Raw genomic sequence first — 20,101 nt, forward strand, 5'->3', positions numbered from 1 at the left:
CCTTCGCCCTATCCACGCCGGGAGCGCCCGAAAGTTTGCATCATGCGCTCTTGTTCCTCACGTGGCGTCATGCCACATAGTCGGTGCGTGGAGGAGCACCTGACCGTGGGACGTGTGGCACAGCTGGCCGGCGCCACCGTCCGCACCCTGCATCACTATGACGAGATCGGCCTGCTGCAGCCGTCCGCGCGGACCGCGGCCGGATACCGGGCCTACTCCGCGGGCGACGTGGAGCGACTGCGGGAGGTGCTCGCCTACCGGCGGCTGGGCTTCGGATTGCGCGAGATCGCGGATCTGGTTGACGACCCGGCCACCGACGCGGTCGCGCACCTGCGCCGGCTGCGCGGTCTGCTGCTGGAACAGCGCGACCGCGCTGCTGCCATGGTGACGGCCATCGACAGGGAGCTGGAGGCCCGGGCAATGGGGATCAGGACGACGCCAGAGGAGCAACTGAAAGTGTTCGGCGCGCAGTTGTACGACGCCATCGGATCCGCTTACCCAGCGACGCGGCGCACCGAGCCGCGGATCGCCGCGCGCATCTGGGATGCGCTCGGGGACGCGCGAACGGTACTGAACGTCGGGGCTGGCACCGGCTCCTACGAACCCCCCGACCGCGACGTCACGGCGGTGGAACCGTCGGCGGTCATGCGGGCGCAGCGTCCCGCGGGCGCGGCGCCGTGCGTGGCCGCCGCTGCGGAGAGCCTGCCGTTCGAGGACCAGTCCTTCGACGCCGCGATGGCGGTCAGCACCGTTCATCACTGGCCGGACCCGGTCGCCGGGTTGCGTGAGATGCGGCGGGTGGCCCGCCGCGTGGTGGTATTCACGTACGACGCCGATGACACCGGCTGGCGTCAGCGGTTCTGGCTCACCCGCGACTACCTGCCTGAATTCGCTGACCTTCTCGTCGGCTGGCCTTCACTGGCCGACCTGACCCGCGCGATCGGGGGCCGCGCGGAGCCGGTGCTCGTCCCGTGGGACTGCGCTGACGGCTTCTTCGAGGCGTACTGGCGCCGGCCCGAGGCATACCTGGACGAACATGTGCGCCGCGCGGTATCGGTATGGACCAGAGTCGGGCCGCAGGCCGAGCAGCGGGCAGTAAGCGCACTCCGCGAAGACCTTTCCTCAGGCCGGTGGGCCGAGCGCAACCGCGAGCTCGCCGCCCTCGACGCGGCAGAGCTCGGCCTCCGTCTGCTCGTGGCCTGAACCACCATGCGCGAGAACGCCGCCAAGGAGCAGTGGGCCATGTTCGCGGTACTTTGGCGATCATGGCGGATTGGGTGATTCGACCGGCTTCGGTGGCGGACGTCGAGGCCGTGGCCGAGTTGCGGGCCGTGGTGCTGCAGGCGGATCTGGAGCGGCTCGGGCGGTACGACGATCAGCGGGTGCGGCAGCGACTGCGGGACGGATTCGCGCCTGCGCACACCTGGGTGATCGAGGTGGGCGGCGCGTTCGCCGGTTGCGTGTCGCTGCGGCCGGCGGTGGACGCCCACTGGCTGGAGCACTTCTACCTGGCCCCGCATCTGCAGGGCGGCGGCATCGGGACGGCCGTGCTGCGCGGGTTGCTGGAGCGGTGCGACCGCGACGGCACCCGGGTCCGGCTCAACGTACTGCAGGGCAGTCCTGCCCGACGGCTGTACGAGCGGCACGGATTCACGCTCGAGACCGAGGATTCGGTGGACGTGTACATGATTCGCGAGCCGGCGTTGCCTGTGCGCGACAGATAAGGGCCGCCAACCGCGCGATGCCGGCCGATGGCAAGGCGTTTGATCAAGGTATCGCTGGTTGTGGCGGCTTCCGGATGGCGGGGAGCACTTCGCTCGCCACCGCTTCCAGGACGGTCTCGCTGCCGGCGTACCAGCTGTCCGCCCGCGGCCAGTGCGTGATCACATCGGTGAAGCCCAGCTCGCTCGCCCGTCCAACGGCGTCGGCGAAGAAGCCTGCGCTGGACAAGGAGAACACCGGCGCGGCGTCCAGCGACAGCAGCCGGTCCACCTCGCCGGGGCCGCGCCCGGCGTGGGCCTCCGCCTCGCCGAACCGCTCGGTCAGCTCGACCACCGAGCGCCACCACGCGTCCAGGTCGTCGCAGCGTTCTCCTGTGGTCACCCAGCCCTGCCCGAACCGGGCGGCGAGGCGCATCGAGCGCGGACCGTTCGCCGCCACGACAAACGGCGCGCGTGGGCGCTGCACGCACCCGGGGGTGCTGCGGGCGTCCACCGCGCGGTAGTACTGCCCGGCGGCGTCGGCGCGCCCGGCGCGCAGCAGCCGGTCGAGCAGGGTCACGAACTCGGTGAAGCGGTCGACCCGCTGCCGAGGTGACAGCTCGGGCAATCCCAGCACCGCGGCGTCGTAGCCGACTCCGCCAGCGCCCAGGCCCAGGGTGAGCCGGCCGTTGGAGATGTCGTCAAGCGCGGTCACCTCGCGGGCGAAATGCACGGGATGGCGAAAGTTGGGCGAGGCGACCATGGTTCCGAGACGGATCCGCGACGTGACCGACGCGGCGGCCGTCAAGACCGGCACCGCATCGAACCACGGACCGTCGACCAGCTCGCGCCAGCCGATGTGGTCATACGTCCAGGCGCTGTCGAACCCGAACTCGTCGGCCAGCCGCCACCGGCGCGCCGATTGTGCCCACCGTTGGTCGGGAAGGATGACGATGCCCACTCGCATGGTGGACACGCTACTGCCAACTTCCGACACCGCTGCCGTCCGCCTCGCCAGCACATCGTGGACGGCAGCGGCGACAAGCGAACACGGTTCGGGGACGACACCCGCGACCGCGGGTGTATCACGTTCTGTTGACCTCAACCCGGGTTCAGGTGCTTCACTGCCGGCCATGAACCTTGACGGGCTGCGTGTCGCCGTCACCGGCGCTGGACGGGACACGGGACGGTTGCTGGCAGAAGCGTTCGCCGAGCGTGGTGCACAGTTGTTCCTCTCGGCCCGGAGTCTGGCAGCGGCCGAGCACGTCGCCGGTGTGATCCGCCGGCGTGGGCCTGGTCAGGCGGAGGCGTTTCGCTGCGATCTGGGCAAGGCCGATTCGGTGCGCGCGTTTGCCGCAGCGTTGGCCGATCGAACCGAGCACCTCGATGTGCTGATCAACAACGGTGCTGCCTACATCGACGGTGATGATGTGGGAGACGTTCCGGACGAGCAGATCGAGAGCGTGATGGCTGCGGGCGGGACCGGCACCATACTGTTGACCAAACATCTGCTGCCGTTGCTGCGGGCGTCACCGAGGCCCGACATCGTGAACGTCATCTCCGCATGCGGCGAGGTCGGGCACCGCCGTTCCGGCGCGCATCCCGCGTTCTACGCTGCCAAGCATGCCCACGCCGGGTTTGCTGAGATCCTGTCGCACCGGCTCAGGCCGGAAGGGATCCGGGTGATTTCCCTGTTCCCGCCGGACTTCGTTCAGGATGGACCGCGGCAGGCAAACAGCGATCTCACGGCCCGGTCGGTTGTCGACTGCGTGCTGTTCGCGGTCGGGCAGCCACGAGACTGCTTCATTCGTGAGTTCCGCTTCGAGCAGGTCCGGCATTGACCAGCGCGGCGAGGTTCAGGGCTGCGGCCTGTCGGCCCGGGCCAGGCGTCGAGCGGCCAGTTCCGCGAGCAGAACGGCGCCGTCGAGCAGGACACTGTCGTCGAACCGGGCTCTCGGTGAGTGGTTGTTCGGCATGACCGTGTGGTCGTCGCCCGCCGCGGCGCCGAGGAACAGGTAGGCGCCCGGCACCCGTTCCAGCACGCGGGAGAAGTCCTCGGAGCCGGGGTCCGGGTGTTCCATCCGCTGGAACCGCTCGGCGCCGAACACGTCACGGACGGTGTCCTCGACAAAGGCGTATTCGGCCTCGTTGTTGACGGTCGCCGGATACTCCTGCTCGAACCGTACCTCGGCGCGCAGCCCGTGCGCGGCCGCGATGCGTTCGCACAGCTGCACCGACTCGCGGGCGATGACGTCGGCCGCGGCGGCGCTGAACGTCCGTACCGTGGCCTCGAAGACCGCTTCGTCGGGGATGATGTTGCGCAGGGTGCCGGCATGGAAGGCGCCGACCGTGACGACAACCGGTTCGAAGGGTGAGAACCGGCGGCCGACCATCGTCTGCAGCGCCGTCACCATCTCGCAGGCGGCCGGGATCGGGTCGCGGGCGTCGTGCGGCGCCGACCCGTGGCCGCCCTCGCCCACCACGCGCACGAACAGTCCCGCCGAGGCGGACATCAGCGTCCCGGGCCGGCAGGCGAACACGCCGCGCGGGAAGTCGGTGGCCACGACGTGCAGCCCGTAGGCCGCGTCGGCCGGGCGACCGGCCGCCGACAGTACACCTTCTTCGATCATCAGCCCGGCGCCGTTGTGGCCTTCCTCACCCGGCTGGAACATGAAGACCACGTCGCCGGCGAGCTCCGCACGCCGGGCGGCGAGCAGCCGCGCCGCCCCGACCAGCCCGGCCGTGTGCAGGTCGTGGCCGCACGCGTGCATGGCGCCGGTGACCGTGGACGCGAAGGGCACGTCGGCGAGCTCGGTGACCGGCAGGGCGTCCATGTCGCCGCGCAGCAGGACCACCGGTCCGGGCCGCCCGCCGCGCAGCACCGCGGTCACCGACGACAACGCGGTGCCGGTGCTCACCTCCAGCGGCAGGCCTTCCAGGGCTTCGAGGACGAGCCGCTGGGTGTGCGGCAGGTCCAGGCCGATCTCCGGGTGCCGGTGCAGCTCCCTGCGGAGCTCGATCAGATCTTCGCGCAGTCCCATCCGCGACACGGTACCTGCGGCGGAGGAAACAGCCACCGCTCAGTTCGGGGCCGTCGCGTCGACCTTGTGGTACAGCAGCCACACACCGGCGTCGATGAGGCCGTGCACGACGTTCATCGGCACCCGCTGGTCCGCGCCGTGGGCGTAGTGCACGAACTCCACGCCGTCGGCGCGGCCGCCGGGCCAGGCGACCGTGGTCGGGGTGCGGGTGAACATCAGCCCCGCCGCGGTGAGCGCCCGGTCGACCGCCTCGACGCCGTCGCCCATGGTCACCAGGTGGTACGCGCTGCCGCCCCGGTAGATCCTCATGTCGGCCAATTGAACTACCGGAGGGCTCCCACCGCCAGATGATTGCTGACTAAAGTCAGGTATGTGGACACGGATCTGGTCGCGGCCGTCCGCCGCTTCAACCGCACGGTGACCCAGCGCGTCGGCGCGCTCGAGGACGGTTACATGGAGCGGGGGCGGCCGCTCGCGCAGGCACGCCTGCTGTGGGAGATCGGGCCGGACGGGGAAGAGGTCGCCGCCCTACGCACCCGGCTCGGCCTCGACTCCGGCTACCTCAGCCGGCTCCTGCGCGCCCTCGAGGGCGACGGGCTCGTGGTCGTCGGCCCGTCCGAAGGCGACGGCCGGGTCCGCGAGGCCCGGCTCACCGACGCCGGCCACGCCGAGTGGCGGGAGCTCGACGAGCGCTCCGACGAGCTCGCCTGGTCGATCCTCCGGCCGCTCAACGAAGCCCAGCGCAGCCGCCTCACCGCCGCCATGACCGAGGTCGAGCGGCTCCTGATCGCCAGCATGGTGGTGATCGAGCCGTGCGCGGTCGGTGACCCGCGGGCCCGCGCCTGCGTGCGCGCCTACTTTCGGGAGATCGCCCAGCGCTTCGACGACGGCTTCGATCCGGCGCTGAGCACCCCCGCCGCCGACGACGAGTTCGTCCCGCCGGCGGGCGGGTTCCTGCTGGCGACGCTGTCGTCCGAGCCGGTCGGCTGCGGCGCCGTCAAGCTGCACCCCGGCGGGCCGGCCGAGATCAAGCGCCTCTGGGTCGCCGGCTCGGTCCGCGGGCTCGGCGTCGGCCGTCGCATGCTGACCGAGCTGGAGCACTACGCCGCCGAGCGCGGCTGGACCGCGGTCCGGCTGGACACGAACCGCAACCTGCGGGAGGCGATCAGCATGTACCGCAGTGCCGGCTACCGCGAGGTCGAGCCGTACAACACCGAGCGCTACGCCCACCACTGGTTCGAGAAGCCTCTATAGCCGCTCCCGGCGAGAAGCACCCTGGCGCCTGCGGGTCACAGCTCGATGCGGTGCAGCCACAGATGGCCGGGGGCGATCCGGGTCAGCGCCGCGTAGAGCCACGCGCGGCGGCCCGGGTCGAGCCGCGGCAGCGTGGCGTCGAAGTCGGCCTGGTCCTTCGGGCGGACCGCCTTCGCCTTGAACAGCAGCACGATCTCCGGCACCAGGTACGGCACCCCGGCGGCCGTGTGGCGGATGATGTCCCGGTACGGCCGGCGGATGCCCGGGTCACGGCGGCAGATCCAGACGTCGCCGTCGTGGGGCTCGCGGAACACGTCGAGGTGGTAGCGGCCGGTCTCCGGCGCGCGGACCCAGGTCTGATGGTGCTCGTGGAACGCGGGGCTGTTCAGCGGCCACAGCTCCCCGTCGCCGGCCACCTCGAACACGAACCCGGGCAGCGCCGCCCGGATCTCGCCGAACGCCGCCGCCGGAACCGCGATCTCGATGTCCTCGTGCGGCCGGGTGTTCTCACCGCGCCACAGGTCGAGCGCCCAGCCGCCCGCGACGTACCAGGGCGACCGGACCTTCGCCAGCCGCCGGGCGACCTCGGCCGGCGGCCACGCATCCCAGATCACGCGGGGAGTCTATGGCGGCCGGGCCGATCCGGTTGCCCCGCCGGCCGCGAACCGGCCGGGTCACTTGCCGCCGTCACGGATGAGCAGCAGCTCGCGACCCCGGCCGCGGGCGCCGTCCACCCAGGCCGGGAGCTGCTCGCCGACCAGCCACGCGGCCTCCTCGGCGTCATCGTCGTCACCGGACGGCAGGAGATCGTAGTCGTCGTGGATCCGGTCGGTGTCGAAGCCGGCGAGCTCGGCGTGGACACGGTCGAGCTCGGCCTTCGACGCGAGCATGGGAAACGGCCACGGGTCCCGGTCCGGCGCCGCGTCACGCCACGGGAACGCCCAGGGCCGCTTCCACAGGCGGGCGAGGGCCGGCAGGTCCCAGGCGCGAAACGCCTTCCGCAGCCGGTGCCAGCCGCGGCCCGGCAGGACGACCGACCCGAGCGGCTCCCCTGCGGTGGGGCCGAGGAGCTCCAGCAGCCACCCGTACCCGCCGGGGCGGGACGGGTCGAGCCGGCCGTCGACGATCTCGCGCAACGCCGGCTCGACCTCGGCCGGCGTGGTCGCCCGCAGCAGCCGGTCGTCCTCCCGGAGCCCCTCGATCCTGCCGAGCGCCGCCCGGACCAGGGCGTCGTCGCCGGAGCCGACCATGCCGTGGAAGCCGTCGGCGTCGATCGCGAACGCTGAGATGTACTGTTCGGCCATCCCGACATGGTCACGCACGCCGGGCGTCAGCTGAAGTCGGGGATCGCCACCCGCGGGTTGTCGACCCGGCCCGTCGGCTCCTCCCACGCCTCCTGCCGCCCGAGCGCGGTCAGATCGAGGAAGCCGTACGCGCTGCCGACGTGGTCCGCGCCGCGGGCGTACGTCGAATACGTGTGGAAGACCTCGTCGCCGTCCTTCAGGAAACAGCTGAGCCCCGGCAACTCGGGCGTGTCGACCACCGGCAGCGGCTGGTAGTTGTAGACCTGCGGCTTCACGTCCGGGTCGAAGCTCACGTCGAAGTCGAAGTTGAACCCGGTCCCGTGCGAGGAGTACCACGGGACCGTCCACCCGCGGCGGGCCCGGTAGCCGTCCAGCTTCTCGTACGGCGCGCGCGAGACCAGCACGAACGTCGTGTCCCGCGCGGCGAGGTGCCGCAGCACCCCCACCGACAGCTCGTCGACCGACGCCGTGCAGCTCGGGCAGGCGTCGTCCCACGACAGGCCGAACATCACGTGCTGCACGATCAGCTGCCTGCGCCCCTCAAACAGGTCGGCGAGCGTGACCTCGCCGTCCTTGCCCCGGAAGCGGTACGGCGTGTCGACACGCACCATCGGCAGGCGTCGCCGGTCGGCGTTGACGGCGTCGATCCTCCGGGTGACCTCCTTCTCCCGTCCGAGCAGCGCCGTCCGGGCGGCGAGCCACTCCTCACGACTGACGATCTCCGGTAGTGCCATCACGGCCTCCTGGATGTGTCGGCAACGGGTTTCTCCTTGCACGACGAGCGGGAGGCGCCGTCCTCGACACGTCCGGCCGATGTTTCATCCCGGGACCAGCGCCGCCAGGAGATCGGCGGCCGTGGCCGCGGTCCACGGTGCGGCGGCCCGGCCGTCGGCGAGCAGGGCGACGGAGCCGTCGGCCACCTCGCCACCCATCGCCAGGGTGAGCCGGTCGGCGTCGATCGCGGCGGCGAGCACGCGCGGCACGGCGGGACCTGCCGGGCTCTGCGGATCCGCGAAGTCCGCCGCCGGGCCGGCAGCGGCCGCGCGGATCGCGGCCACCGGCAGGTATGCGGTGCCGGCGGCGGTCCGGCGGCCGCAGATCGGGCAGGCGCTGAACCGCTCCGGGCTGAAGCACTCGGTGCAGACCAGGTGGGCGCACGGGTCCAGCGGGTGCAGCACGCCGGACCGGCCGCAGATCAGGCAGCCCGGCTCACCCGGCTGGAACAGCAGGACCAGCAGGCGCCGCCGGTACAGCAGCGCGGGATCCTCCGGAGTCTCCGGGAACCGGCGGAAGAGCGGCACGTGGTCACGGTCGGCGCCCACCATCGCGTCGGCGACCGCCTGCACCCAGTCGGCCCAGCGCAGCCGGGTCGCCGGGTCGAGCCGCGCGAACCGTGCCCGCAGCGTGGTGTCGAGCAGCCAGCCCCGCGCGGCGAGGTCGGCCTCCAGCGTGGTGACCCACGCGTCGCCGTCGGCGGGCGGCTGGGGCCCCGGCTCGGGAAGGGGGACCAGACCGGCACGGCGGAGCAGCGCCGTGGCGAGCGCGTCCATTACGTGCTGCTCAACACCGGCTACCTCGGGCGTGGCGTCGCCAGCACGGTCGGCTTCGTCCGCGACGGTGACACGCTGCTCGTCACCGACCCCGGCATGGTCGGCGACCGGGAGCTCATCCTCGCGCGGCTGCGCCAGCTCGGGGTGGCGCCGGAGGCCGTCACCGACGTGGTGTTCAGCCACCACCACCCTGACCACACCCTCAACGCGGCGCTGTTCCCCAACGCCCGCTTCCACGACCACTGGGCGATCTACCAGGGTGACCGGTGGGAGGACCGGGACGCCGAGGGCTGGCAGCTGTCCCCGTCGGTCCGGCTCATCAGGACACCGGGCCACACGCCACAGGACATCACGACCCTGGTCGGCACCGCCGACGGCGTGGTCGCGTTCACCCACCTGTGGACCACGCCGACCTCGGCCGACGACCCGTACGCCACCGACATGGACGCCCTGCACACGGGCCGGGAACGGGTGCTGGCGGTGGCGGACGTGGTGGTGCCCGGACACGGACCGGCCTTCGTACCGGACGGGAACACCCCACGATGACCATCTGAGGGGCCGTCCACAGGGCCCACTGGGGAGCCCGGATGACCATTACGTGAACTTCCGGCGACGTGGGCTCCCTCCGGTGGAGCGGTGCCGGGAACGGCGTGACGATCGGGTGGTGACTGAGAGCACCGTGATCCTGGTTCTCGTGATCGTCACCGCGCTGGCGTTCGACTTCACCAACGGCTTCCACGACACCGCGAACGCGATGGCCACCTCCATCGCCACCGGCGCTCTCCGGCCCAAGGTCGCCGTCACGCTCTCCGGGCTGCTGAACCTGGCCGGCGCCTTCCTGTCGGTGGAGGTCGCGCTCACCGTGACCAACTCCGTCGTGAAGATCCAGGACACCAGCGGCGCACCACGGGCGGCCCTGCTCGGTGACGGCGGTTCCGCGCTGCTGCTCATCATCCTCGCCGGCCTGGTCGGCGGCATCGTCTGGAACCTGCTCACCTGGCTGCTGGGCCTGCCCTCCAGTTCGTCGCACGCGCTCTTCGGCGGGCTCGTCGGCGCCACGATCGCCGGCCTCGGCTGGACCGGGGTCAACTGGAACGGCGACGGCACGAAGCTCGACGGCCTGGTCGGCAAGGTGCTCCTACCGGCCGTCATGTCGCCGGTCGTCGCCGGGGTCGTCGCCGCCTGCGGCACCTGGCTCATCTACCGGATCACCCGCGGCGTGGCGCAGCGGTTCACCGACAACGGCTTCCGCTGGGGGCAGATCGGCAGCGCCTCGCTCGTCTCGCTCGCCCACGGCACCAACGACGCGCAGAAGACGATGGGTGTGATCACGCTCGCGCTGATCGCGGCGGGGGAGTGGACCGACACGACGAACATCCCGTTCTGGGTGAAGGCCGCGTGCGCGGTGGCGATCGCGTTCGGCACGTACCTCGGCGGCTGGCGGATCATCCGTACCGTCGGCAAGGGCCTCGTCGAGATCGCCCCGCCGCAGGGAATGGCCGCCGAGTCCGGCTCCGCGGCGGTCATCCTCGCCTCCAGCCATCTCGGCTTCGCGCTGTCCACCACGCACGTCGCCACCGGCTCGATCCTCGGCTCCGGCGTCGGCCGGCCCGGCGCGCTGGTGCGCTGGGCGGTCGCCGGTCGGATGGTCGCCGCGTGGCTGCTCACGCTGCCGGCGGCCGCCGTGACCGGTGGTGCCATGTGGTGGATCGGGCACCTGATCGGCGGCCTCGCCGGGGCGGCCGTGATCGTCGCGGTCCTGGTGCTGCTGGCCGGGTACGTGTACCAGCGCTCCCGCCGCACCCCGGTCGACCACACCAACGTCAACGACGAGTGGGGCGCCGTGCCGCGGCCGGCTGCCTCGGCGCACTGAGAGGGCACCGACATGCACAACCTCGGATTCGCTCTGGGAGAGGCCTGGAAGATTCTGCTGGCGAGCCTCGTCCTCGGCGCCGGGCTGCCGGCACTCTTCGCCCTCGGCATCCGCTCCCTCGCCTACGGCACGGGCGGCGCCGACTCGGCCCCGCGCCCGGTCGGCACCGTCCTCGGCTGGCTCTGCTTCGTGGTGGTGCTGCTGGGCGTGGCGCTGGGCCTCACGTACATCGTCGCGACCGGCTTCGGCAGGGAGCTGAGCTTCGAGCACGTCTACCCGACGATCACCGACAAGTGAGGACCCCGGGGTGGACTCGACCCGTTCGAACTTCGTCACCCGCACCGTCGAATGGCTGCGCGCCGGCTACCCCGCCGGCGTGCCCCGGCAGGACTACGTCGCCCTGCTCGGCCTGCTGCGCCGCAAGCTCACCGACGTGGAGGTGCACCGCATCGCGCAGGAGCTCGCCGGCCGGTCCGTGCTGTCCGCCGACCCGATCACCGTCGAGGACATCGAGAAAATGATCAATGATTCGGTACTGCAGAAGGCCTCCGACGAGGACGTCGCGCGGGTCTCCGCCCGGCTCGCCGCGGGCGGCTGGCCTCTCGCGGATCCGCCTGCCGACTGAGAGTGACTACTCGTGTACGTGTCGTCCTGAGTGGTGGGCGTCGATTCGTGGCGGGCCGGGCGGGTGGCTTAGGGTCCGTGTGCATGAACGCCGACGGGATGCCGACATGAGTGCCGACAACTTCGCCGACGGGCACAAGGATGACAGCGCGGGTGACACCGCTGCCAAGCCCGTGGACAAGGGCGACGGCCTCGGCGGCGAGACGGTGGTCATCGGCGGCGCGGGCGACGGTTCCGGTGGCGAGACGGTGGTCATCGCGGACGCCGGCAGGACCGATGCCCTCGGCGGGGAGACGGTCGTCATCGGCGCCATGGGCGCCGGCGCGGACACCAGTGACGGCCTGAGCGGCGAGACGGTGGTCATCGGCGGCGCGGGCGCGGACCTGGGCGAGGAGACCGTTGTCATCGCGGACGCCGGCAGGACCGACAGCCTCGGCGGGGAGACGGTCGTCATCCGGCACCCGGGCGCGGCCGGTCCAGCGTCGGCGGGTGCGGTCGCGGATGGCCCGGCGGATGCGATCGCCGGTGGCGCTGCCGCCGGGCCCGTCGCCCGGCGCCGGTATCTGCGTTGGGCGGTCCCCGCCGCTGCCGGGATTCTCCTCGCCGCGGTCCTGTCGATCGTCCTGGTCACGCAGGTCGGCGGCAACGCCGCCTGCGCCGCGCCGATCAGCGGCAAGGCGTCCTACTACAGCACCAACCGCAACGGTATGTGCAACCTCGGCGCGCCGTCCACCGACGCCTACGTGGCGATCGGCCCGGCCGAATACGCGGGCGGGTCCGCCTGCGGGTCGTATCTCACCGTGACCGGGCCCAACGGCACCACGACCACCGTGCAGGTCGTCGACCAGTGCCCGTCCTGCCCGCGCGGGAAGATCGACCTCAGCAAGGCGGCGTTCGGGCGGATCGGCGAGCTCAGCGCCGGCATCATCCCGGTCACCTACGAGCCGGCCCGTGACCCCGAGGTGCCGGGCCCGCTGCGGGTGAAGCTCAAGGGCGGCACCAACCGGTCGTCGCTCACCGCTGTCGTCGACAACCACGGCAACCCCCTCGCCGCGGTCGAACTGGAGACGCCGACCGGCTGGACCCCGCTGCGCCGTGGTGTCGACAACGTCTGGACCGGGCCCTCCGGTGTCGTCCCGGCGCCCGTCACGCTGCGGATCTCCGACGTCTACGGGCACCAGGCCGTCGTCGGCGGGCTCGCGCTCGGGCCGTCGGACTTCCAGCAGACCGGCACACACCTGTACGGACCCGAGGCGTCGCCGTCTGCCGCACCGTCCGAGTCGCCGTCGGCGGAGGCGACGGCCTCACCGTCGGCGGCAGCGTCGGTCATCGCCGCCGACGCCTCAGGTGCGCCGGCCGGCGGAGCCCCCGCACCCAGTTGCTGACGCGACCACCGTCCTATGCCGGTGGGCGCTTTGCGACCGGCATGCGTGCCGATAGATCTCCGCTCGACACGCTTGCGAACGGCTTCCTCGAAGGCCCGGGCGGGGGTATACCCCGGCGGCGAACGGTGATCGACGGCGGATCGGCGGGGCCGCGGGCATAGTTCCCACCATGGAGGGGACATTCCACGACGATCTGCGAGACTTCTGGCGGCTCGCCGGCCCGGTCTACGAAGCCGACCCGGTGCGGCACACCGTCGCCCTCAGCGTCCTGGCTGCCGAGCGCGCCAGGCCGAATGACTCCCCGTTTCCCGTGATGCAGTTCTTCACATTCCAGGTCGCGGCGGAGGCGGTCGGCGCCGCGTTCCGCACCCCGCCCCGGCCGCTCCATGTCAGCGGCATCCCGCTGCAGTACATCCCCGAGATCGTTTCCCGTTGGCATGCGACCGATCCGGGGCTCACCGGCGTCACCGGCCCTCGTGCGATCGCCGAGGCGTTCGCCATTGAGTGGACGCGCATCACCGGCACCCAGAGCAGGACTGTGACGGACCAGATGCTCTATCGGCTCGGTGAACTCGCGCCGCCGGCCTCGGTGCCTGGCCGGCCACGGCTCGCCGATCCGGATGATCTGCCGTTGCTTACCGGGTACCGGCAAGGATTCGACCGGGACACGCACACCCGGTCCCGACGTAGCACCGAGGTCGTGAAGGCCGACATCGCTTGGTGGCTCGACCTTGGCTATGGATTCGTGTTGTGGGAGGTGGACGGCGAGCCGGTGTCGCTCGCTGTGGCCAGAAGTCCCGTGCTCGAGATGAGCCGGATCGCGGTGGTCTACACGCCGCCAGAGGCACGTGGCCACGGGTACGCGTCGGCCGCCACCGCGTCAGCCGCCCGGTGGGCGATCGACGCTGGTGCTGAGCACGTGCTGCTCCACACGGATCTGGCCAACCCGACCTCCAACGCCATCTACCAACGCATCGGCTTCCGGCCAGTGGACGACTGCGTCGAGCTGGAGTTCACGGAGGCCAAAGTCGCCAAAGCGACGGATTCTTCCGGTTGACCACATCCTCGGAGGAGGTACGTTCAGTTCACACCCGTGTCCGCCGCCCTGCAGGCGCCTGTGGCGAAACTCGGCGGCCAGCCGTTCTGGTGGGACGCCCCAGCGTGGCCGCTGTCGCGCAGCACCGGTGAGCCGATGACGTTCGTCGGGCAGTTTCCCGTGCCGGGCAGCCCGGCACGGCTGGCGTACCTGTTCATGACCGACGATGACATTGCAGGCGGTGTCTTTCCTGAGACCTACCGACCCGATGTCGGCGAGAACGCGCTGCTGATCCAGCCGGGTGGCCGTGTCCCGTCGTGGCTGGCGGTCACCGAAGCGACAACCGGTCCTTCGCTGTGGCGACGCGAGCCCACCTGGCACGACCGCACGCTCGTTGAACTCGCGGTCGAATTCCTTCCGTTCGAACAGGAAGCAGAGGCCGTCCTCGACGCGGAGATCGCCGGCCAGGATGCCGAACGCCGTGGGACGCTGCCGGACCCGTCACTTGTGCCGCGTGAGGAGATTCTTCCGAACAGTTACTTGGGTGGCAGGATCCGCCTATGGCAGCCGACGGTGCTACCAATTGACGCCGGCTGGCGGTTCTTCTTCCAACTTGACGGCGGTGAAGGTTACGACGCCGCCGATCCGTACACGCTCAACTTCGGCGGTGGCACGGGGTACGCCTTTCTCAGCCCAGACCGTCGAGAAGGACGGTTCTTCTGGGACTGTGCATGAACTGCCGGCCCGCAGCTGTGACCAGACACCGGTCAGGCGCTCGGCGACTTCACCAGAGCCGACCCGCTGCTGCAGTTCGGGCCGCCCACACCGCGCTCTCTGGCCCCAGGCTGTTTGTTCAAACACCGTCAGGCTGAGCGGTCGTGATACGAATCAACTCGGGCGAGCCCGCCCGGCACAACCGCCTCCGATCGGCGCCTCTGGCGGCGCAGCGCTACCACGTGGCGGCTTGGCCATCGAGCCGTTGTTGTCGCCGTGATTATCAACGTCGCGGCAGTCCACCACTCCGTCGCTATGTCCGACGAGGGCCCGCTGCTCGTCGACGGCAGCCGCACGCTGTTCGCCGTCGGCCCGGACTGGGTCGAGGGCCGCGACTTCCCGGCCGGGACCGCCGACTGGAACGTCGGTCACATCCGGCTGGTGACCGACGGTTCCCTCGCAGACGCCGAGCGCGTGATCGACGAGCTGGCGGAGCAAGGGGTCGAGCTCGACCGGCTCGACGAGCCCGAGCGCAACCCGCTGCCGTTCGGCGAGGTGCTGACGGTCTGGGAGGACCTGCACGGCCAGTGGGACGCGGCGATCATCAGGCTCTGAGCCGGGCCTTCCGTGCTCACCTGCGGCAATACCGGCTGGGTTATGTGCTGGCCGTGTCTCGCGGTCACCGGGCTCCGCTCGACGGTGGCAAGACCCGGGTTCGCGCCGACCGGGTCGCCACCGGCCTATCCGACTCGGCATGGCAACGCCGCTCAGCTGGCACCGGGTCGAAGGGCCTCCGCTGCTACGTCCGGGCCTGGCTGGATGAGGTCACCACCGACGCCGATCCCGACGACGTCGGCCACCACGGCCTCAGTGAAGCCAGAGCGCCGAGCAGGATGAGGGCTGCCGCGATGAGCGCGCCCGTGCCGTAGGCCCATGCCGGGGTCGAGTTGTCCAGGACGACTCCGACAAGGGCAGAGGCCGCCGCCGCGCCCGCATTCACAGCGGTATTGACCCAGGTGTGTGCCTCCATGCGCGTCTCGTCGCCGGTCAGGGTGTCGGCGACGAGGTAGCCGGACACCATCGCGGGAGCGAGCGCGAGCCCGGCGACGATGAGGCCGAGTGCGAGAAGGGCGCCGGAGGGCAGTACGGCGAGGGCGGCGCAGGCCGCCGTCATCGCGGCCGCGAGGCCGAGCAGTCGCGCGCGTGCCGATGAGCGCCAGTTGCGCGCACCGTAGGTGAGGCCGCCGATGCCGCTGCCGAGCGCGAGAGCACCGAGCAGGAGTCCGGCGAGCGTGTCGTCGGGGACCACCTGTGCGGGGACGATGACGCCGATGCTTCCGACCACGATGCCGGTCGAAGCGGTCAAAAGGAGGGTGGGCACAAAACCCCGAACGCCGAGCAACCGTGGTCGGGCTGCGCTCTGTGACGCGGACGAAGCACCCGGCGGCGGGCTGGTCGCCTTCGCGGTCATGAGGAAGCAGCCGACAAGCGCGAGCATGGCAGAGGTCGCGAGGCCCGCCTGTGGGACGGTAAGTGCCATGACGAGCCCGGCGACGACCGGCCCGAGTGCGTAGACAACCTCCTCGCTGACGGCATCCAGGCTGTAGGCGCGAGCGACCTGGCCGGGGTCGGCGACCAGGAGCCTCCACCGCATCCGCATGGCCGCGCCCACGGGCGGAGCCGACAACCCTGCCGCCGCCGCACAGGTGACCAGGACGAACTCCGCCGCTCCTGACGTGGCGCTCACGACAAGGGCGGTGACTCCTACCGTGTAGCCGACCGCCAAGAGGCGAAGGCCGAACCGCTGCCCCGTGCGGTCCACGAGACGGGCGCGGAACGGTGCGGCGACGACATTGGCGAGGCCCAGCGCCCCGCTCGCGAGGCCTGCCACCGCATACGAACCGGTAACGTGGGCGACCAGGACGACGCAACTGAGTGTGACCGTGGCGAAGGACATCCGCCCCAGCGCCGAGGGGATGAACACACGCCATGCGCCCGATGCGTTCAGGATGGCGAGGTAGGAGCGACCCATCACGGCTCCCTGACGCGGAACACCGCGAGCGAGGCCGCCAGGCGCACGCTACCGTCGCCCGGCGGGCGCGCTCCGGCGTGCAGCAGTTTCCCCAACTCCCTTGCGAGTTCTACGGCGCGCTCAGCGGTATCGGCGTCGACCCAACCCTCGAAGTCGGTGAACACGGGCACCGAGTCCGGGGCCGCATCGAGCGCACGCCGCGCCAGTTCCTGCCCCATTCCCTGCGCGAGCAGACGGAAGTCCGCGTCCATTCGCAAGCGCTCACCGGATGCCGGGTTGTGGCGGTAGAGCTTCGCCACCCCGCCCCGGATTCGCTCCTCTCCGGCCAACTCGACCAGACCGGCCTCGCGGAGCTTGCGCAGGTGAAAACTGACGTTCGCCGCGCTCTCGCCGAGGCGCCGGGCGATCTCCGATGCACTGAGTTGTTCGCCTGACAGCAGCGACAAGATCCGAAGCCGCAGCGGATGGGCCACCGCACGTAGGCCGAGGCCCTCACTCTCAAACATATCTTTAAGGGTAGCGGATCGCGTCCGTTCACCGCCAAGGTCGTCAAGATCCCGGATAGGTACCGGCCTGGTCTCGCATGCCTTCGTCGCGCGTCGCGCTGTGGTACGGCCTTGGCCACGAGATGCTCATCGACGGCAGCCTGCTGACGGTCGAGGACCTGCGTCAGATCGTGCAGCGGACCGGTGCATGGTCGGTGCCGCTGCCGGACAACTACCGTCCTTCGGACGACGACCGTGAGTCACGGTGTACCGCGTTCCGTCGCCGACGGCCAAGACCTGACGGCATGCCGGCGGATACCCGAGCCAGCGGGTCTGCGGGGCTGGCGAGTTGAGTGCGCCAGCTATCGTCTTGGTGGCGGGCGTTGTTCTGGTGAGTCCGGCCTGCTGCACGGCCGTGCGCTCGGCGGTGGAGCGCCGCGCCGGTGATTTCGCCGCCACAAGCTTGTTCGATCCGAAGGGGAGCGGGGGGACTATTGAAGCGGGTACGGACATTCGGCGCGGCCGCGTCGGCTGTGGCGATGATGCTGGCACTGGCCGGCTGCTCGGACCAGCTCGGAGACCGCGGCGGCAAGGACGGTGCCGCCCCCGACAAGATCTCCGACGTCGACTACGTCGAGGTCTACCGCAACGCGGACAACTTCCCAAACGTGGCCCGCATCTGCATCCGTGGGATCGCGTTCGCGGCGACCTCCAGTGGTCCTCGCGGCGAAGACTCCAACGCTGCCCCGTCGTTGGTTCGAGTTCCCGAATGGGACCCCACCTGCCCGAGTGCCAAGTGACCCGGCGGCGCGGGCGGACGCTCGCCGCACTGACCGTCTTGTTGCTGGCGCTGGCGGGCTGCTCGGACCAGCTCGGCGACCGCGGCGGCAAGGAGGGTGCCGCCCCCGACAAGATCTCCGACGTCGACTACGTCGAGGTCTACCGCAACGCGGACAACTTCCCAAATGTGGCGCTGGTCTGCATTCGCGGGATCGCGTTCGCAACCACGGCCAGCCGCGAGGGCATGAGCGCTCCAGCGCTGATTCGCATGCAGGAGTGGGACGGACGCTGCCGCGCCGTTACCGGCGGAGCATCACAGTCCCCGGCGCCGGCTACGCCATCCGCGTCCACCACCGCAGGCAGCCCTTCCCCCGCCTCGTGACACAGCAGTGCGAGGGCGAACATGGGGGAGTCCGCGGGCACCGCGGCGCTGGTGCACGTCGAGCAGCAGGCGGACGTCCGCGTGCCGCAGTCGTTGCAGGAAGGACTCGCCGTCAAAGCCGTAGACGCCGATTGTCGCCATGCTGAGCACCGGAAATCACCCACCTGCTGCTCGTGCCGGTTCAACCGGCAGCCCTACCTGATGCGGCGAGGTCGCATCACGCGACGGCGGTCCCCTCGAGCTCGACCATCAGGGTGGGGATCGCCAGCCGTGTCACCCCGAGCATCGTGGTGGTCGGCGCTACCCCGGCGGCGCCCAACCTCGACGCCAGCACGCCGTAGTGCTCGAAGAGCCGATCGACGTCGGTGGTGTAGACGTTGAGCCGGACGAGGTCCGCGAGGGACATGGCGGCCTCGCCGAGAACGGCCTCCAGGTTGTCGAGGCTCAGCGCCAACTGTGCCGCCATGTCATCGGCATGCTGGGGCTTGCCGTCGCCGCTCATCGCGGTCTGCCCGGAGCAGTACAGGGTCCGGGTGTGCCCGGAGACGATCTCACCCTGGTTGTACCCCAACTCCACCGACCACGTCCACGGGTTGACCGGCGATCGATCCATTACGATCTCAGCTCCATTCGTCGAGAGCGTGGGCACGCTGGGACTCAAACCCACGTGCCGGTGAGCCTCTCAGCCAATCACGACATCCTGTGTCGTGTATTTCTGGCATAGTTTTCGTATGCGGGCCGACCGGTTGGTCTCGCTGGTGCTGCTGCTGCGCCAGCGCGGTCAGCTGACGGCGGCCACGCTGGCCCGCGAGCTGGAGGTATCCACCCGCACCGTGCTGCGCGACATCGAGGCGCTGTCCGCGGCCGGCGTCCCGGTCTACGCCGAACGCGGCCGGCACGGCGGCTTCGCGTTGCTGCCCGGCTTCCAGACCGAGCTCACCGGACTGAACCACGACGAAGCGCTCGCCCTGCTGGTCGCCGGATCGCGGCGCGGCGCGCAGGCATTCGGTCTCGGCTCCGCGCTCGCTTCGGCCATGCTCAAGGTGGTCGACGCGCTGCCCGAAAGCTATCGGGACACCGCGGCCGGCGCGATCGAGCGATTGCTCATCGACCCGGAGACCGACCTCCTCTCGCGCCGGCTGGTCGCCGAGGAGGTGTCCGACACCATCGTGGCCGAGGTTCGGCGCGCGGTGTTCGCCGGACACAAGCTGCGCATCCACTACGCGGCTGTGGGTCAGACCCCGAAGTGGCGCACGGTGGATCCGATCGGCCTGGTCACCGTGCGCGACCAGGGCTACTTGCTGGCGATGAAATCAGGCGTGGACCGCACCTACCGGCTGTCCCGGGTCTTGGCCGCCGAGGAACTCGCCGAACCCGCACAGCGACCGGACCGGGTCGATCTGGACCGGGCCTGGCAGGAACGCAGCACGCGGTTTCGGACCGGCGGCGACCAAGTCACCGTGCTGGTCCGGGTGAACCCGACGCGGCGAGAGGACTTGGTGGGCACCGCGCTGGCCGTCCACGCGGAGGAAGCCGACACAGACGGCTGGCTGCGGCTGGAGGTGACCTTCCAAGATCCGAGACACGCCGAATGGGCGCTGTGGCAGCTCGCCACGAACGCGGAAGCCCTGGCCCCGCAGTGGTTGCGCACCGCCCTGCGCAACCGCGCCGCCGCGATCGCCACCTGCTACGAAGTGTCAGCTGAGAGGTGAAGGGCGATGCACCTGCCAGGCGAGGAGTGTGGGATGACCGACTCCGCGGATCAGTACGTCTTGCTGGGGCGCCTGGACGTGCCGGGCGGAACCCGGTTGCGTGATGACCGGTGAGTTTAGGTAACGTTTGCGACATGTCGAGCCCTGAGGCATCCAAGGTGGGGGCTTTCGGTCACGCCGTCAGCCCCCTGAACCGCTGAGTTCCTAGCCTGCTTCCCAGCACTTCTCC

Annotated in this window: 25 protein-coding genes; 15 read left to right on the top strand and 10 right to left on the bottom strand. The window is 70.7% G+C overall.

Annotated features, from left to right (window positions below; all coding sequences use genetic code 11):
• Positions 1-87 precede the first annotated feature (87 nt).
• Together Dfulv_RS20030 and Dfulv_RS20035 are read left to right on the top strand one after the other, a co-directional pair.
• Entirely contained in the window at positions 88-1,203 is a 1,116-nt protein-coding gene (locus Dfulv_RS20030) for a MerR family transcriptional regulator (protein WP_259865554.1), read from the top strand.
• Between the two features lie 62 nt (positions 1,204-1,265).
• On the top strand, positions 1,266-1,724 hold the full coding sequence (locus Dfulv_RS20035; protein ID WP_259865555.1) for a GNAT family N-acetyltransferase: 459 nt from the start codon (positions 1,266-1,268) through the stop codon (positions 1,722-1,724).
• Between the two features lie 43 nt (positions 1,725-1,767).
• On the opposite strand, the gene Dfulv_RS20040 is transcribed toward Dfulv_RS20035, so the two are convergent.
• Positions 1,768-2,667, bottom strand: a complete 900-nt coding sequence (locus tag Dfulv_RS20040) for an LLM class flavin-dependent oxidoreductase (RefSeq protein ID WP_259865556.1) — start codon at positions 2,665-2,667, stop codon at positions 1,768-1,770.
• Positions 2,668-2,833: 166 nt separating this feature from the next.
• Here Dfulv_RS20040 and Dfulv_RS20045 point away from each other — a divergent pair, with 166 nt between their 5' ends.
• Positions 2,834-3,541, top strand: coding sequence for an SDR family NAD(P)-dependent oxidoreductase (locus Dfulv_RS20045; protein ID WP_259865557.1), 708 nt, complete (start codon positions 2,834-2,836; stop codon positions 3,539-3,541).
• Positions 3,542-3,556: 15 nt separating this feature from the next.
• On the opposite strand, the gene Dfulv_RS20050 is transcribed toward Dfulv_RS20045, so the two are convergent.
• Both Dfulv_RS20050 and Dfulv_RS20055 read right to left on the bottom strand, forming a co-directional pair.
• Positions 3,557-4,741 (bottom strand): M20 metallopeptidase family protein, encoded by a 1,185-nt coding sequence (locus tag Dfulv_RS20050; protein ID WP_259865558.1) that lies wholly within the window; start codon positions 4,739-4,741, stop codon positions 3,557-3,559.
• Between the two features lie 39 nt (positions 4,742-4,780).
• On the bottom strand, positions 4,781-5,050 hold the full coding sequence (locus Dfulv_RS20055) for a hypothetical protein (RefSeq protein WP_259865559.1): 270 nt from the start codon (positions 5,048-5,050) through the stop codon (positions 4,781-4,783).
• A 63-nt stretch (positions 5,051-5,113) separates the two neighbouring features.
• Here Dfulv_RS20055 and Dfulv_RS20060 point away from each other — a divergent pair, with 63 nt between their 5' ends.
• On the top strand, positions 5,114-5,995 hold the full coding sequence (locus Dfulv_RS20060) for a bifunctional helix-turn-helix transcriptional regulator/GNAT family N-acetyltransferase (protein WP_259865560.1): 882 nt from the start codon (positions 5,114-5,116) through the stop codon (positions 5,993-5,995).
• Positions 5,996-6,030: 35 nt separating this feature from the next.
• Here Dfulv_RS20060 and Dfulv_RS20065 read toward each other — a convergent pair whose 3' ends face one another.
• The 4 genes from Dfulv_RS20065 to Dfulv_RS20080 all read right to left on the bottom strand — a co-directional run bounded on the left by Dfulv_RS20065 (position 6,031) and on the right by Dfulv_RS20080 (position 8,849).
• Positions 6,031-6,609 (bottom strand): nucleotidyltransferase domain-containing protein, encoded by a 579-nt coding sequence (locus Dfulv_RS20065; RefSeq protein ID WP_259865562.1) that lies wholly within the window; start codon positions 6,607-6,609, stop codon positions 6,031-6,033.
• Between the two features lie 60 nt (positions 6,610-6,669).
• Positions 6,670-7,299, bottom strand: coding sequence for a DUF7691 family protein (locus Dfulv_RS20070; protein ID WP_259865563.1), 630 nt, complete (start codon positions 7,297-7,299; stop codon positions 6,670-6,672).
• A gap of 26 nt (positions 7,300-7,325) precedes the next feature.
• Positions 7,326-8,033, bottom strand: a complete 708-nt coding sequence (locus Dfulv_RS20075; RefSeq protein ID WP_259865564.1) for a DUF899 domain-containing protein — start codon at positions 8,031-8,033, stop codon at positions 7,326-7,328.
• 84 nt (positions 8,034-8,117) lie between these two features.
• Positions 8,118-8,849, bottom strand: a complete 732-nt coding sequence (locus tag Dfulv_RS20080) for an RING finger family 4 domain-containing protein (RefSeq protein ID WP_259865565.1) — start codon at positions 8,847-8,849, stop codon at positions 8,118-8,120.
• A gap of 3 nt (positions 8,850-8,852) precedes the next feature.
• Between Dfulv_RS20080 and Dfulv_RS20085 the strand changes: the two genes are divergently transcribed.
• From Dfulv_RS20085 to Dfulv_RS20120, 8 genes are all read left to right on the top strand, one after another.
• The gene (locus Dfulv_RS20085) at positions 8,853-9,395 is read left to right on the top strand and encodes an MBL fold metallo-hydrolase (protein ID WP_259865566.1); all 543 of its coding nucleotides are present in this window, start codon (positions 8,853-8,855) and stop codon (positions 9,393-9,395) included.
• Positions 9,396-9,513: 118 nt separating this feature from the next.
• The gene (locus Dfulv_RS20090) at positions 9,514-10,722 is read left to right on the top strand and encodes an inorganic phosphate transporter (RefSeq protein WP_259865567.1); all 1,209 of its coding nucleotides are present in this window, start codon (positions 9,514-9,516) and stop codon (positions 10,720-10,722) included.
• 12 nt (positions 10,723-10,734) lie between these two features.
• Entirely contained in the window at positions 10,735-11,019 is a 285-nt protein-coding gene (locus Dfulv_RS20095) for a hypothetical protein (RefSeq protein ID WP_259865568.1), read from the top strand.
• A 10-nt stretch (positions 11,020-11,029) separates the two neighbouring features.
• Positions 11,030-11,347 carry a DUF3349 domain-containing protein gene (locus Dfulv_RS20100; RefSeq protein ID WP_259865570.1) on the top strand — a complete coding sequence of 106 codons (318 nt, stop codon included), beginning with the start codon at positions 11,030-11,032 and terminating at the stop codon, positions 11,345-11,347.
• Between the two features lie 106 nt (positions 11,348-11,453).
• Entirely contained in the window at positions 11,454-12,731 is a 1,278-nt protein-coding gene (locus Dfulv_RS20105) for an expansin EXLX1 family cellulose-binding protein (RefSeq protein WP_259865572.1), read from the top strand.
• 169 nt (positions 12,732-12,900) lie between these two features.
• Positions 12,901-13,788 carry a GNAT family N-acetyltransferase gene (locus tag Dfulv_RS20110; RefSeq protein ID WP_259865574.1) on the top strand — a complete coding sequence of 296 codons (888 nt, stop codon included), beginning with the start codon at positions 12,901-12,903 and terminating at the stop codon, positions 13,786-13,788.
• Between the two features lie 36 nt (positions 13,789-13,824).
• A complete protein-coding gene (locus tag Dfulv_RS20115; protein ID WP_259865575.1) occupies positions 13,825-14,502 on the top strand; it encodes a hypothetical protein in 678 nt (225 codons plus the stop codon).
• A 294-nt stretch (positions 14,503-14,796) separates the two neighbouring features.
• Complete coding sequence (locus Dfulv_RS20120) at positions 14,797-15,096, top strand: hypothetical protein (RefSeq protein ID WP_259865576.1); 300 nt, start codon at positions 14,797-14,799, stop codon at positions 15,094-15,096.
• 184 nt (positions 15,097-15,280) lie between these two features.
• On the opposite strand, the gene Dfulv_RS20125 is transcribed toward Dfulv_RS20120, so the two are convergent.
• On the bottom strand, positions 15,281-16,513 hold the full coding sequence (locus tag Dfulv_RS20125; RefSeq protein WP_259865577.1) for an MFS transporter: 1,233 nt from the start codon (positions 16,511-16,513) through the stop codon (positions 15,281-15,283).
• A complete protein-coding gene (locus Dfulv_RS20130) occupies positions 16,513-17,019 on the bottom strand; it encodes an ArsR/SmtB family transcription factor (RefSeq protein ID WP_259865578.1) in 507 nt (168 codons plus the stop codon). The genes Dfulv_RS20125 and Dfulv_RS20130 overlap by 1 nt, the downstream gene beginning before the upstream one ends.
• Before the next feature lie 518 nt (positions 17,020-17,537).
• Between Dfulv_RS20130 and Dfulv_RS20135 the strand changes: the two genes are divergently transcribed.
• Complete coding sequence (locus tag Dfulv_RS20135) at positions 17,538-17,798, top strand: hypothetical protein (RefSeq protein ID WP_259865579.1); 261 nt, start codon at positions 17,538-17,540, stop codon at positions 17,796-17,798.
• 38 nt (positions 17,799-17,836) lie between these two features.
• Positions 17,837-18,160: a hypothetical protein gene (locus Dfulv_RS20140; RefSeq protein ID WP_259865580.1), complete on the top strand. Its 324-nt coding sequence runs from the start codon at positions 17,837-17,839 to the stop codon at positions 18,158-18,160.
• Between the two features lie 217 nt (positions 18,161-18,377).
• Here Dfulv_RS20140 and Dfulv_RS20145 read toward each other — a convergent pair whose 3' ends face one another.
• Positions 18,378-18,773, bottom strand: a complete 396-nt coding sequence (locus tag Dfulv_RS20145; protein ID WP_259865582.1) for a RidA family protein — start codon at positions 18,771-18,773, stop codon at positions 18,378-18,380.
• A gap of 118 nt (positions 18,774-18,891) precedes the next feature.
• Between Dfulv_RS20145 and Dfulv_RS20150 the strand changes: the two genes are divergently transcribed.
• On the top strand, positions 18,892-19,872 hold the full coding sequence (locus tag Dfulv_RS20150; protein ID WP_259865585.1) for a helix-turn-helix transcriptional regulator: 981 nt from the start codon (positions 18,892-18,894) through the stop codon (positions 19,870-19,872).
• Positions 19,873-20,101 lie beyond the last annotated feature (229 nt).

Source organism: Dactylosporangium fulvum (genome assembly GCF_025137375.1).
In the GTDB taxonomy this organism is placed as follows: domain Bacteria; phylum Actinomycetota; class Actinomycetes; order Mycobacteriales; family Micromonosporaceae; genus Dactylosporangium; species Dactylosporangium fulvum.